The organism is Aerosakkonema funiforme FACHB-1375, from assembly GCF_014696265.1.
Lineage (GTDB): Bacteria > Cyanobacteriota > Cyanobacteriia > Cyanobacteriales > Aerosakkonemataceae > Aerosakkonema > Aerosakkonema funiforme_A.
In genome coordinates, this window is sequence record NZ_JACJPW010000004.1 from 71,177 (window position 1) to 85,920 (window position 14,744).

Annotated in this window: 10 protein-coding genes; 4 read left to right on the forward strand and 6 right to left on the reverse strand. The window is 45.3% G+C overall.

Going from position 1 to position 14,744, the window contains the following annotated elements; all coding sequences use genetic code 11:
* Positions 1-100 precede the first annotated feature (100 nt).
* Together H6G03_RS02595 and H6G03_RS02600 are read left to right on the forward strand one after the other, a co-directional pair.
* Positions 101-5,317, forward strand: coding sequence for a PAS domain-containing sensor histidine kinase (locus tag H6G03_RS02595; RefSeq protein ID WP_190461777.1), 5,217 nt, complete (start codon positions 101-103; stop codon positions 5,315-5,317).
* 322 nt (positions 5,318-5,639) lie between these two features.
* On the forward strand, positions 5,640-8,372 hold the full coding sequence (locus H6G03_RS02600; RefSeq protein ID WP_190461780.1) for a cyclic nucleotide-binding domain-containing protein: 2,733 nt from the start codon (positions 5,640-5,642) through the stop codon (positions 8,370-8,372).
* On the opposite strand, the gene galT is transcribed toward H6G03_RS02600, so the two are convergent.
* Complete coding sequence (gene galT, locus H6G03_RS02605) at positions 8,344-9,396, reverse strand: galactose-1-phosphate uridylyltransferase (RefSeq protein ID WP_190461782.1); 1,053 nt, start codon at positions 9,394-9,396, stop codon at positions 8,344-8,346. The two genes, H6G03_RS02600 and galT, sit on opposite strands and share 29 nt — an antisense overlap.
* 255 nt (positions 9,397-9,651) lie before the next feature.
* Between galT and H6G03_RS02610 the strand changes: the two genes are divergently transcribed.
* Both H6G03_RS02610 and H6G03_RS02615 read left to right on the forward strand, forming a co-directional pair.
* The gene (locus H6G03_RS02610) at positions 9,652-10,854 is read left to right on the forward strand and encodes a WD40 repeat domain-containing protein (RefSeq protein WP_190461784.1); all 1,203 of its coding nucleotides are present in this window, start codon (positions 9,652-9,654) and stop codon (positions 10,852-10,854) included.
* Positions 10,855-10,909: 55 nt separating this feature from the next.
* Positions 10,910-11,506, forward strand: coding sequence for a hypothetical protein (locus tag H6G03_RS02615; protein WP_190461786.1), 597 nt, complete (start codon positions 10,910-10,912; stop codon positions 11,504-11,506).
* A gap of 144 nt (positions 11,507-11,650) precedes the next feature.
* Here the strand turns inward: H6G03_RS02615 and H6G03_RS37485 are convergent, their stop codons facing one another.
* From H6G03_RS37485 to H6G03_RS02630, 5 genes are all read right to left on the reverse strand, one after another.
* Positions 11,651-11,926, reverse strand: coding sequence for a hypothetical protein (locus H6G03_RS37485; RefSeq protein WP_206756601.1), 276 nt, complete (start codon positions 11,924-11,926; stop codon positions 11,651-11,653).
* Entirely contained in the window at positions 11,917-12,297 is a 381-nt protein-coding gene (locus H6G03_RS02620; RefSeq protein WP_190461788.1) for a DUF1257 domain-containing protein, read from the reverse strand. Before H6G03_RS02620 ends, H6G03_RS37485 begins: the two co-directional genes overlap by 10 nt.
* Positions 12,242-12,469, reverse strand: a complete 228-nt coding sequence (locus H6G03_RS37490; RefSeq protein WP_191056323.1) for a hypothetical protein — start codon at positions 12,467-12,469, stop codon at positions 12,242-12,244. The genes H6G03_RS02620 and H6G03_RS37490 overlap by 56 nt, the downstream gene beginning before the upstream one ends.
* A 34-nt stretch (positions 12,470-12,503) precedes the next feature.
* Positions 12,504-12,917, reverse strand: a complete 414-nt coding sequence (locus tag H6G03_RS02625) for a DUF1257 domain-containing protein (RefSeq protein WP_190461790.1) — start codon at positions 12,915-12,917, stop codon at positions 12,504-12,506.
* A gap of 133 nt (positions 12,918-13,050) precedes the next feature.
* Positions 13,051-14,706, reverse strand: coding sequence for an AAA family ATPase (locus tag H6G03_RS02630; protein WP_190461792.1), 1,656 nt, complete (start codon positions 14,704-14,706; stop codon positions 13,051-13,053).
* Positions 14,707-14,744 lie beyond the last annotated feature (38 nt).

Below are 14,744 nucleotides of genomic sequence, written 5' to 3' on the forward strand. Positions count from 1 at the left end.
GATTTTGGGCTGAGAGCATCTGCATGACTGTTACTTTTTCCCTCAAACGCTATATAACAGTAAACAACGCCATTGTAGAGGGCGTAGGCTGAATAAATTTATGCACGAATTGTTTCACAGCTTTGTCAAGCTTAATTTATTTATTCCACACGGGCATTGCTACCTATGGAAGCCCGAATTAGTCGGACTTCATCTGATTTCCGATGTGACGATCGCACTTGCTTATTATTCCATCCCCATTACGCTGCTCTACTTTGTTCGCCAGCGACGAGATTTACCGTTTTATGGTATTTTTCTGCTATTTAGCGCCTTTATTATTTCCTGTGGCACTACTCACCTCATGGAAGTATGGACGCTTTGGCATCCCATCTACTGGGTGTCTGGAGCGCTCAAAGCAATCACAGCTTTGGTTTCACTTTATACCGCCTTCATATTGGCATCTCTAATTCCCGAAGCCCTCGCACTGCCAAGTTTAGCCACGACAAATCAGAAGCTAGAGGCGGAAATTGCCGAACGTCAGAAAACCGAAATCGCACTGCGAGAGAGCGAAGAAAAATTTCGCAGTATCTTCGAGCAAGCAGCCGTAGGAATGTGCCTGGTGTCGCCCAACGGCCAATTTATTCGCACCAACCCAAAATTATCTGAGATTCTAGGATATTCTCAGCCAGAACTCTTAAACCTAAAGTTTAAAGACGTTACTCACCCGGAAGATTTAGCGATCGATCTCGAACAGGTACAAAAGCTGTTAACAGGCGAAATGCAGACCTTTTTGAGAGAAAAGCGCTATATCCGCAAAGATGGTGCGATCGTACAGGCAAACTTGACCGTTTCATTGCTACGCGATGCGGCGGGTAATCCCCAACAGTTTATCAGCGTTATTCAGGACATTACCGATCGCAAACGAGCAGAAGCCGCTTTGCAGGACAGCGAATCGCGCTTTCAAGCCTTTATGAATAACAGTCCCACCGCTTCCTGGATTACAGATGAAAACGGACGACTCATTTATATTAGCGAAACCTACAAACAAGTATTTCAGATTCCAGAAGATTATATACCTCAAAAAACTGACAGACAGCTTTATTCCCCTGAGTTAGCTCAACAATACTTGCAAAACATTCGGAAAGTAGTCCAAACTCGTCAAGTAGTGGAAGCGATCGAACTCGCACCCAGACGAGATGGTACGATCGGACAATTTTTAGTGTACAAATTTCCCCTGCAAAGTCTTTCCAAGCAACTATTGGTGGGTGGTGTGGCGATCGATATTACCGATCGAGTTCGTGCAGAACAAGCGCTGCAACAGTTAAATCAGGAACTGGAAGCGAGAGTCGCACAACGCACCGCAGCTTTGCAAGCTAGTGAAGAACGTTTTCGCAATCTGGTAGAAACTTCTAGCGATTGGGTATGGGAAATAAACGAACATAACGTTTATACTTATGTCAGTCCAAAAGTATTTGATATTCTCGGCTATCAACCCGATGAAATTATCGGCAAAACACCTTTTGAATTGATGCCAAAAGAAGAAGCCGAAAAAGTTGCAGCCGAGTTGAGAAAGTATAAAGATGCCCGTCAACCGATTCACTGCATAGAAAATACCAACCTGCATCGGTGCGGCAATTCAGTTGTGTTGGAAACTAGCGGAGTACCATTTTTCGATCCGCAAGGAAACTTCCAAGGCTATCGCGGGATCGATCGAGATATCACCCGACGCAAACAAGTAGAAGCCGAGTTATTAGCGGTCACTAATTTACAACAAGCAATTCTAGATGGTACAGACTATGCCATTATTTCCAATAACATCGATGGCATCATCCAAACCTTCAACTCAGCCGCTCAAAAGATGTTGGGCTATACAGCAGAAGAAGTCGTCGGGCAGATAACTCCCGCAATATTCCACGACCCAGAAGAACTCAAGCAAAGGGCAGAAGCACTTTCCTTAGAACTGGGCAAGAAAATCGCGCCCGGTAGAGAATTTTTTGCGACGAAAGCGCAAAATGGAACCTATGACGACGAATGGACTTACATCCGCAAAGATGGCTCTCGTTTTCCTGTATTGCTATCAATTAAATTCCTAGAAGATTCCCAAGGAAAAACGATCGGATTTTTAGGGATTGCCAAAGATATTACCCAACAAAAACAGATCGAAGCAAAACTCCGTCAAAATGCAGTCCACCTAGCCACCGCACAGCGGATCGCCCATTTAGGCAGTTGGGAAACTGACTTGCAAACCCAAGAAATTGTCTGGTCAGAAGAAGTTTTTCGCATTTTCGGACGCGAGCCTGCATCTGGCCCACCTTCCTACAAGGAGTTCCGCCAGTCCGTCCATCCCGACGATCTCGATCGACACGATGCGTTATTGCAGCAGACGATCGAACAGGGGCAGCCTTACGAATACGAGTATCGCTTACTTCATCCAGATGGAAAATTACGCTACTTGCTAGCACGAGCCGAAGCGATATTAGATCCTAATGGCAAGTCAGTGCGCGTAGTTGGTACAGTGCTGGATCTGACCGATCGCAAACTTGCCGAAGAACAGTTGCGTAACTTATCCGATCGATTGACACTAGCAGTGAAGTCAGGTGCGATCGGTATTTGGGAGTGGGATATCGTTCGCAATCTAGGCATCTGGGATGATCGAATGTACGAACTGTACGGCTTAGAAAGGTGCGAGCCCGATAAAGTTTGTCAGCAATGGTTAAATCGGCTGCATCCAGACGATCGGGCACAAGTGGAAGCCTCTCTCGCTTTAGCTTTACACGGTAAGAAAGAATACGATATCGAATTCCGCGTCATTCATACCGATGGCAAAGTCCGTTACCTCAAAGGCTACGCGCTGGTGCAACGCAACGAGCGAGGCGAACCGCAACGCATGGTTGGTATTAACTATGACATTACAGAGCGCCAACAAAACGAAGAACAGTTGCGTAACTTGTCCGTTCGATTGACATTAGCACTTAAGTCACGCGCGATCGGGATCTGGGATTGGGATATGGTTCGCGAGGCAGAATGGGACGATCGAATGTACGAACTGTATGGCTGGTCAAAATCCGATCGAGTTGCCACATATAAAGATTGGCTCGACGCAGTTCATCCAGACTCGCGGGCAGCCGCAGATGCCAACCTTCAGGATGCCGTCAGGGTAAAAAAGGAATACGATACAGAATTTCGCATCATTCGTCCAGATGGCAGCATCCGCTATATCAAAGCCCGTGCGGTGATTCAACGCAACGAGCGAGGCGAACCGCAACGCATGGTCGGTATTAACTATGACATTACAGATCGCAAACTGGCGGAGGAAGCATTGCGGGAAAGCGAACGCCGCTATGCAAGCTTAGCAGAAGCAGCTCCGGTTGCCATTTTCCGGTTTGATACCGATGGTAACTGCATCTATGTCAACGATCGGTGGAGCGAAATGATGGGTAGACCAACTGAAGCGGCGTTGGGGATAGGGTGGGTAGATATTTTGCACCCAGAAGACCGCGATCGCATCCCGATGAAATTGGCGCAATGGTTGCAAACATCCGCTCCAGGAGAAACCTATCGAGACGAAGGCAGAACTGTGCGATCGGATGGCACGATTATATGGTTCTACTGCCAGATAATACCCGAAACCAACAGCAACGGCATCCCGATCGGCTACATCGGTACCTTAACAGATATCACCGATCGCAAACTGGCCGAACAACAATTGCAAGAATCTCGCATGATGCTGCAATTAGTCTTGGATACAATTCCCCAGCGTGTCTTTTGGAAAGATCGCCAATTCCGTTATTTAGGCTGCAACCGAACATTTGCTGAGGATGGTCAAATAACTATCGAGGAGATCCTGGGCAAGACAGACTTTGAGTTACCTTGGGCTAAGTGGGCCCATCTCTACCGTGCAGATGATACAAAAGTGATTGACACCGGAACTCCCAAATTGGGTTATGAGGAGCCAACCGAATTTACGAATGGTAAGTCATTATGGATACGAACGAACAAAGTTCCCCTCACCAACAGTGCAGGTGAGGTAATTGGCGTTCTCGGTTCTTATGAAGATATTACCGATCGCAAACTGGCAGAAGAAAAATTGCGGCATACCAACGAAGAACTGATGCTTGCTAACGTCGAACTTGCCCGCGCTACCCGCCTGAAAGACGAATTTTTGGCCAATATGAGTCACGAATTGCGAACTCCTTTAAATGTGATTCTGGGTATGGCGGAAGGACTACAGGACAGCGTATTTGGTGAGATGGGCGAGCGGCAAAAAAAATCCCTCGCCACCATTGAGAGCAGCGGCAGGCATCTGCTGGAACTGATTAATGACATTCTGGATTTATCTAAAATCGAAGCTGGCAAATTAGAACTGGAAATCAGCGATGTTTCCATAAAAGAATTATGCGAAGCCAGTGTTGTTTTTGTCAAACATCTAGCCTTTCAAAAAGGTATTCATTTTCATACTAATATCCCTGAAAATTTGGGTAGCATTGAGGCAGACGATCGCCGCCTGCGTCAGGCACTGATCAACCTGCTCAGCAATGCCGTTAAATTTACTCCCGAAGGAGGTTCTGTTACCCTAGAAGTTCGGCTGGAGAATGCCATAGAAACCCCAGAATTAGAAGAAACAATTACTTCATCGATTCCCAAATCCTCCTATCACCTCTGCTTTGCCATCATCGATACGGGTATCGGCATTGCACCAGAAAATCTAGGCAAACTCTTCCAAGCTTTTGTGCAAATTGATAGTAGCTTGAGTCGCCGTTACAGCGGTACTGGTTTGGGGCTGGCACTCGTCAAACAAATCGCCAACTTGCACGGAGGAACAGTATCAGTTAGTAGTGAAGTAGGACGAGGTAGTTGTTTTACGATTCGCATTCCCTACCTTGGCAGCAGCCACTCAGACAGGATGGAAGTCGATCGCAAGCTATATGGGGCGATCGCCAGCTCAGTTTCTACCCTAGAATCTCCTTTAATCCTGCTGGTGGATGATAATCAACCAACCAGCGATACCGTATCTAGCTATCTCAAAAGTCGCGGCTATCGTCTAATTGTGGCAAACAACGGACAACAAGCCCTCAACCTTGCTCAAACTCAACAGCCTAACCTAATTCTGATGGACATTCAAATGCCAGAAATGGACGGGCTGGAAGCGATACGTCAAATCCGCGCCCAAGGGCAAACAGATATTGCCATCATCGCACTGACGGCACTAGCTATGTCTGGCGATCGGCAAAAGTGTTTGCAAGCAGGTGCGGATGAATATTTAACTAAACCGATCCAACTGCAACGTCTGTCTCTAATTATTCAACAAATTTTATCGAAAGATAATAAAAATTTGTAAAAAAATACAAACTGAAAATTACTCCTAAACCTTCCCAAACAAACGCTCAAATATTTCGGGATACAACCTGCTGATTTGATTGTTTTGGTGAGATATACTATATTTTAAATATAAAAATTTGATTTATAGTAACCGCTTTGCCCTAGTGCAGCACGGCAGAAGTAACCCACCAGAGGGGAAGTAGTTGAATAGCTGACGCTCAAAGGATTTTTGACTTTTGACTTTTGACTTTTGACTTCCGCGTAGCGGCCCTAGCTATAGCTCGATCGGTTAAATTATCGGAAATTAATGGCGCTTTGACACTCGCCACCGTGAGGTTTAGATGAATTCTGCAACCACATCAACAGACATCTTCCCATCTCGATCGATTCTGCCCTTTCCAGACCGGCCATTGCCACTACCGTTCGTTAGCGATCGCACCATCCCCAGCGACGAACGGGTAATCGCAGAATATCAAGATTGGTTAGGGACTCAGCGCATCTGGGGAAGTTTGCCAGAAAGCGCCAAGGAAGCGATCGCTCGCTCGTTCCATAGCTTCCCAGTCGAAGCGGGAACCCACATTTACCTAGAAGGACAAACTCCGATCGGGTTATATTTGCTGAAATTGGGAAAAGTAGAAATTTTCCGAGACTCACCGATCGGCAAATTGTCGATCCGCTATCGCCACCCTGGTGATTTATTTGGCTATACCCTAGTGGCTAGTTCCGATGAAGGAACTTATCATAGCAGCGCGATCGCACTGACAGCCAGCGAAATCCTCTTTTTACCCCAGTCTCAGTTTTTGGAACTGGTAACTGACTATCCAGCCATTCAACAAGCACTCCATACTCTGTTGATGCAAGAGTTAGATGATTTTGCCAGTCGCATCGCTTGGGAAGAAGAACGAATCCGAGGTTTACAACCCTACATCCAACATATTCCCATTGGGGAAACCATTCTCGGCAATAGCAAAGCTACCCAAAAACTAGCACAACAAATCGAAAAAGCCGCATCCAACCTACAGCCTGTAGTGTTTCAAGCCTTACCCGGAACGGGAAAAACCTTCTTGGCGGGACTGATCCACCTGCGATCGCAATTGGCAGATCAACCTTTTGCCGAATTAGATTGTGCCGAACTACCCCGTACAACCGATGGCAGACTCAATACCGATGTGCTGTTCGGCAGAATAAACAAACAACCCGGTATCCTAGAATTATTAGAACGGGGAACGCTTTTGCTAGATAACGTTCATGTATTGAGCGAAGGCGATCGCACTCGCTTAATCCACTACCTGAAAACAGGTTTTATTCTCCCCAATCATGGCATATCGGACAACCAGCAATTATCTGAAGAACCGCCTCAACCAGTGCAATCTTCGGTGCGTTTAATCTTTGCTTCCCCCAGCAAACTCATTTTTTCCGATCTCGAAACAATTTCGCTCAAACTATTTAGCTTATCCCAACGCAAAGCAGACATTCCCGCATTTGCCAATTACTTCCTCAATCGCTGTTGTCGCGAACAAAATCGCCTGACTCTCCTACTCGATCGCGCCGATTTACGCCGCCTGATCGGCTACGAATATCCCGGCAATTTAGCAGAATTAGCAGAAATATTGCATCGCGCCGTAATGATGACACCGAGCGGGCAATCTGTTATTCCAGAACAAGCTTTATGGTCGGTACAATCAACAAAAAATGCCTTTCGGATTGACTTACTTACCCATGTTCCTTGGTTGCGGCAATTGTTCCTGAGTCGCTGGTATCCAGAAGCAATTTGGATCGTGATGATGGCAATTTTCGTACCAATTACAATTTTAGGCTTTATCGGTTCCCAATCGCGAGATAGCAGCATTACCCTTAACTTATTTTGGGCTTGGTGGTGGCCCGGTTATCTATTTTTATTCGCCTTTGTAGGTCGGTTGTGGTGTGCCATCTGCCCATTTATGATTGCAGGTGAATGGATGCGCCGTCTTTCCCTGTGGCTATTTCCCCGCCAGCAACTTACTTGGAATACCCAATGGCTAAACCGTTGGGGCGCGTGGGTAGTATTTGCAGGATTTTTGATTATTTACCTGTGGGAAAAACTTTGGGATTTGCCGCACCATGCCTATCTTTCGGCTTGGTTATTAGTAGCAATTACGGCGGGAGCGGTAATTTTTAGTTTAATTTACGAACGTCGGCTTTGGTGTCGCTATCTTTGTCCGATCGGTGGAATGAATGGAATGTTTGCGAAACTGTCGATGACGGAATTGCGATCGACACAACAAGTTTGCGGCAGTCAATGCAGTACGTTTGGCTGTTACAAAGGTAGTGCGGAAACACCCCTTAACTTTGCCGATGCGCTACCCAATGAAGGACAAGCAACAGAAGGTTGTCCGCTGTACTCCCATCCCGCCCAATTGCAAGATAATCGGGATTGTATGCTGTGCATGACTTGTCTGAAAACTTGCCCGAATCGATCGGCACAATTAAATTTACGCTTTCCCGCATCGGATTTATTAGATAATCATCAAGGTTTTTGGGCGGAAGCGGCGCTATTGTTGCTGTTATTCGGCGGCGTGTTTATGCACCATTCCCACACCATCCTCAGCTGGCTGGGATTTGAAGATGTGCCTGTGGATGCCGATCGCTTACTCACCAGTTTGCCGATCGCGCTAGGATTATTGAGTATTCCGGCTATCTTAACTTATGCTACTCATACGATCGCTCGCTTTTGCGATCGCTCCCAACCCGATTACCTCACCATCATCTACGCCTATCTTCCCTTTGCTCTCGCTGCCAATTTAGCATACTACGTTCCCGCCGCCATTACCGAAGCAGGGCAAATTCTCCCCGTATTTGCTCGTTCTTTCGGATATAGTGGTGCAGGACTGCCAACGCTGACTTGGAGTTTGGATGTCGCGCAATTTCTGCAAGGAGTGACGCTGCTTTCGGCAATGGTATTCAGTCCTTACCCGCTGTTGCGAATTACCAAACGAGGCGATGGAGTCCCGATAATGCGATCGCTTCTCAGTAATCTCCCTCATTTGTTACTCATGGCTGGATTAACTATTTTTCTTTTCCAGTTAATAATTTAATTATGTTCGCATCCTCATTTGTCACAACAAACTGCACATCCCGCAGATACTGAGCGCTATCTTCTGGCATAGCGGTGTTAATATACATACCGCTGCCCAACTCAAATCCCGCTGACTTGGAAACTCTGGGAATAATCGCTATGTACCAATGAAAATAAGATGTTTGTCCGTCGCGGGTGGGAACAGAACGAATAGAGTAATTGTAATCGGGATTGTTTAATCCGTAGTAAAGTTTGGCAAGTACCGTTTTGAGGGTATAAGCGAGATCTAAAATCTCTACATCGGTGATATCTTCAAAAGAAGATGTATGTCGGCGGGGAAAAATCCAAACATGAAACGGCGAAAGTGCGGCATAAGGAATAAAAGCAACAAAGTGTTTGCTCTCGAAAACTATTCTCTCCTGAGCTTCCATTTCCTGCGCTAAAGTTCGACAAAATATACATTCTCCCATATCATCAAAAAACCGGATCGCTTCTTCTATCCGGATACGAATTTGGGAAGGTACAATTGGTGTAGCGGTAATTTGTGAGTGAGGATGTTCCAGGGATGTTCCCGCCTCTTGTCCGTGATTTTTGAAGATCACAATTGCCTCAATGCGGGGGTCTTTTCTGATATCCCTATATCTTTGACGGTACACATTCAAAATATTGGCAACATCTGGGATGCTAAGCAAAGCAATAGTGATATCGTGGCGGGGATGTTCGATCACTACTTCGTGGATTCCCACTCCCGACATAGAGCGATAAATCCCCTCTGTTTTCCTGACTCTTTCTCCCAGACAAGAAAGCGCGGGATATTTGTTTGGCACTACCCGTACTCTCCATCCCCGATCGTCGCTCAAACACAATAATTCAATTTCTGGGGTGCGATGCTCGTTCCCAAAACAAAAAGGGCAATCTTCTTTATAGCACGGTATTGGCGGCGCTTCTGTTCTGATAGCTGCAAATTGGTCGGGTCTTTTTGCTCTTTCGGTAGCGATGATTACCCAGTCTCTGGTAATGAGGTTTTGTCTTAGTTCTGGCATTTTACTTGCGCTTCCTTTTTGATAAAGATAGAATAAAAAAATGATAGAATGCACTGAATTTTAATTAAATTTAGCCAAAATTGGCTATAAGAGCAATTGAGTAAACTAAGAAACCGGGTTTCTTTGGGCTGTAACAACCAAAGATCGGCCTTTTGAAGGAAAGAAACCCGGTTTCTCACGGTAGTTTTACTCTCCCCCTGTTTCAGTCCGATCGCACTTCTGCTTTCATGGCAATATCGATAATAGTACCGTCATATGAATCAACCTAGAGAATCCGATGCCGTTCTTGGCGGTCAAAATCCAGCCCCAGCTAGTGCAGTTGTTTTGGGAGGTTTGGAAGGCGTAAAAAGGCGCTTGGCAAGCCCAGATATAGAGCAACAAATAACAGCACTAAAAGAGGCGTTTAATTATGGGGAAGCTGGTTTAGATTTGGCACTCCAGGTTTGGAAAGGAGAATTAGGGCAGCTGAAGTGGGCTGCTTACCCGCTACTCTACCAAAGAGAAGAACCAAAAGTAAAACAAGCGTTACAAGATTACATTCCCTATAATTTTTTTAACTGCATTCGCACTCTAGAAGGGCATAGAGACTGGGTTGCTTCTGTTGCAATTAGCCCGGATGGGCAGACGATCGCTAGCGGTAGTTACGACAAATTTATCAAATTGTGGGATTTGTCAACCGGACATTTTCAAACTACGCTTAAAGGGCATTCAAACTCAGTTCGTTCCCTTTGCTATAGCCCGGATGGTCTTAGATTGGTTAATAGTGATGGAGAAAACATTCATGTGTGGAACTTGCAGACAAAACGGCTTCAAACTATCCTAAAAGGACATTCAAAGTTTGTTCATTCTGTGGGTTATAGCCCAGATAATCTTACCATAGTTAGCGGTAGCAGCGACAATTCTATCAAAGTGTGGAATTTACAGACAGCAGAAGTTATTCGCACTTTCAAAAAGCATTCCAACGCTGTTTATTCCGTCTGCATAAGCCCGGATGGAAAAACTATTGTCAGCGGTAGTAGAGATAACACCATTCAAGCTTTCCATTCCTACACAGGACAGTTTCGTTTCCCCACCATAAAAAACCATTTACATCCGGTTCGTTCTATCTGCATAAGCCCGGATGGAAAGACTTTTGTCAGCGGCAGTGAAGACAAGACTATTAAAATATGGGATTTACAGACAGGTAAAGAAATTCGTACCCTTACGGGACATTCAAACTGGGTTAGTTGCGTTACCATTAGTGCGGATGGGCAAACGATCGCTAGCGGTAGTTGGGATAATACTATCAAACTGTGGAATTTGCAGACAGGTCACCTTCTTTGCACCTTAAAAGGGCATTCAAAAGTGGTGAATTCAGTTGCGATTAGCTTAGATGGCAATACAATTGTCAGCGGCAGTAATGACAAAACTATTAAAGTGTGGGGCTTGCGATCGCAAAATTCGCCCAGCGTGCTATAGCCGATCGCACTTCCACAAGGCATAATACAGAGAGTAGTACAAGCATAAAACTGCAATGGCATTCAATTGCGATCGGCCCAGATCTGATGATGTCGTTTTGGGCAATCAAACTCCCAGCCCAATTACTGCCGCCGTTTTGGGCGGACTGACCGGCGTTAAGCACCGTCTGGCAAGTCCTCTTGTAGAAACAAGAATAGCAGCACTTCATGAAGCGTTGAAGTATGGCGATGCAGGCTTGGATTTGGTAATTCTAGCTTTGAAAGATCCGTTTTGGCAAGTGCGAAAAGTTGCCGATCGACTACTGCAAAACCAACCAGAACCAAAAGCCAAACAAGCTTTACAAGAAAAATTTACTAACCGCTACGATACTTTTGTGGCAATGGCTAAAAACGGTAGCGTTTCCGATGTGGATTTTCTGATGGAAGCGCTGGAAGTTGATGAGAACACAGCTACTTACAAACTCGTTGATTTTGTGCTGGGTTTGGTGAACACTGCTCGCGGAAAAGATAGAATTAAGTACTATTTGTTTAATGGCACGCAGATGCAGCGGAATTACGCGGCGCTGTTCTTTAAGCGAATTAAAAATCGAGATGTTTTGACTGAAGCTGTTAAACTCGGTTGTATCGATCGCGTGCAAGCATTTTCAAAGTAGACTGTTATATCCAGGGGCTAGGGGCTAGGGGCTAGGGGCTAGGGGAAAGAGGGAGAGGGAGGAGGGAAAGGTGGAATTAAGAAGATCCTAATTGCCTTGGCTATTGCTATATTTCGTAGGGTGGGTTAGGCACGGGCAATAAATTCAGCGCTTTCCACCAATAATTAACGAACCGTGCCGTAACCCACCATCTGCCTTATCTGTAACATAAAGAATATTTTTCACCATAAAGCCGAAAGAGCCAACTAGGCTTTCCCAACTAATACTTTCAATAGCATACCGTTGGGAAAGCCTATTATCGCTAGTGCAGCACGGCAGAAGTAACCCACCAGATCGGAAGTTCTTGAATGCCTCACGCTCAAAGGACTTTTGACTTTTGACTTTTGACTTTTGACTTCCGCATAGCGGTACTACACCCACTTTGCCACAACTACCCGCACTGTACCATCTTCTAGGGTTTCTTCTTCTTCAACATTGAAACCTTGCTCTTGCACAGTTGCCATCAAAGTTTTGTGTGCATATTTTTGAGAAATTGAATTAATAAATTGTTTTTGATTAATCTTCGCTCCCCAAAAATCTGCCACTAATTCGTAGCCTTCGCTTTCTGTGTTGTAACGAAAGCCCAAATCGTAGCCGTTTGACTGACGGATCGTGTACTCTGCCTGAGTGCGATCGCCATTATATCCTCTCACATAAGTGTTGCGTTCTACCTGATATCCCAACTCCTGCAATACCTCATGCAAAACTTCGCCATTCTTGATTTGGACTTTGATTGTCGTGAAATGAGACATAAAATTTTCCTTGGGAAATTTCAAATTTGAGGTTGAAGATTTCAAATTGAAAGAAATGTGTTTCATTCAATCTGATATCTGAAATTTGCCATCTGCCATTCGCTAACAGCGATCGCGCCAGTACCATCCGAATTGTACCATAGAATTTCCAATTGAAAATTGCAGATATCAAATTTGATATCTGCAATCTGCCATCTGCAATTCTCTTACACCCAGCGTGCTACTAAGACGCGAATCGTACCATCTTCTAAGGTTTCTTCCTCTTCAACGGTGAAGCCTTGCTCCGGTACTGTTGCCATCAGCTGATGATAGCCATAACGTTGAGTTAGCTTGTTCAACCATTGTTGAGAATACTTGTAGGCGCGATCGTATGAAGAAATCACAGCTTCATAAGTGCCATCATCTTGCTGTTTGAAACCGATATCGTTGCTAGCAGCGCCCAAGTGCTGGCGGCGAATCACAACTTCTGCCGTTTCCTGACGTAAATCGCCCTCAAAACCGTAAAGACGCTGCGCTTCTGCGTGGATTTCAACCTTATCTTTGAATCCCAGATCTTCTAACGCCATCACCAGAGCGTTTACATCTCTTAACTCGGTTTTGATAGCAGTAAAGTGCGACATGAGTTTAACTCTCCTAAGTTAATTTCAAATTTGAGATTGCAGATTTCAGATTTAATTAGATTTGAAATTTGAGATTGCAGATTTCAGATTTAATTAAATTTGAAATCTAAAATTTGCAATTTGCAATTCTCCTTCAATCTACTTCCAACGAGCCGATATCTTTTTTGAGCGTGAATCGTTTCAATTCCTCCATTAATCGAGTATCGTTAGAAGCAGTTCTGGCTCCCGCTTCAGCAGCCCAGAGTTTCAATTCGTCGATTTGGTGACGGGCGATCGCAGCCAATGGCACTGTCTCCTCAATCGATCGCAAAATATCCAAAGTGGTGAAATCTTGCCTTTGTCCAAACGCACGATACATCGCATCTACAATTACTTGCTCGATTTCCGCACCGCTGAAATTTTTGGCGCTTCTCGCCAACATTGCGAAATCGAAGTCGCGCATCCGACTGGGGCGCAAGCGCTGCAAATGCACTTTAAAGATTTCCATGCGTTCGGCTTCTGTAGGCAAATTCAAAAAGAAAATTTCATCAAATCTGCCCTTTCGCAACAATTCCGCAGGCAAAATTCGCACATTATTCGCCGTCGCCACAATAAACACCGGCGTCGTTTTTTCCTGCATCCAGGTAATCAAACTACCGAATACGCGCCGAGAAGTTCCCGAATCGCCATCGACGCCAGAGGCGATATTGCCAAACGCTTTATCAATTTCATCAATCCACAAAACGCAGGGCGCGATCGCTTCCGATATTTGAATCATTTGTCGCACGCGGCTTTCGCTTTCGCCGACAATTCCGCCAAACAATCTCCCCGTATCCAAACGCAACAAAGGTAAGCGCCATTCGTGGGCGATCGTCTTAGCAGAAAGCGATTTTCCAGTACCTTGAATTCCCACCAATAAAACCCCTTTAGGATTGGGAATACCGTAGCGTCTCGCATCTTCGGTAAACGCATCTTGACGCATCCGCACCCACTGCTTGAGATTTTCCAATCCGCCAACAGTTTTTAGAGATTCCGTGGTTTTGTAAAATTCTAAGATTTCCGTTTGGCGAATTGCCTGCTTTTTTTCATCCAGTACGGCATCAATAACTGTTTCATCTACTTTTTGTTTCTCCCCAATCAAAGCTTTCGCCAATACGCGCCTAATTCTAGCTCGACTCAATCCCTGACAAGCTTTAACTAATTGTTCTTTAGCTAATCCGCTCACCTTCAGATTTTCTGGTTTTACTAGAGAGTTAATCAGGTAATTAATTTCATGCACATCTGGCAAAGGGAAGTCAATCACCGTTGTTTCTTCCCTCAACTCCACTGGCAATTCTAAAGTGTGAGCGGTCAGAATTAAAGTTTGGCGACTGCGCTTTAGCGATCGCGCCAAATTCCGCAACTCCCTCACCACCGGCGCATTTCTATCCGTATAGGGAAATCTCAAAATCGGGTGCAAATCCCGCAGCACAAAAATAGTCGATTCCTGCTCATTTTGTTTTTGTTTAGCAGCTTCTTGGTCGCTTACCTTGGCAATGCGAGTTAACGCTCCCATTGCCGAGCCTTTATCCGCGCCGTTGTCATTCCAACCGCGCACAATATCCCAAAACAATAGTTTGCGCTTACTTCCACGTTCGGCTACTTGATGCAGCACTTCTTCCACTGGTTCTTCTTCAGCGGCGACAATGTACAGCAGCGGGTAAAGCGCCCGAATCATTAAATCCAGCTGTTGCACCAATGCTGCATGAGGAGCATTTTGTCCGCCTAAAACGGCAGAAGATGCTTCTGGTTGCTGGGGATTTTTACTCATTTCTCCTTCCCTTGACGCGATCGTTGACCCCGCACGCT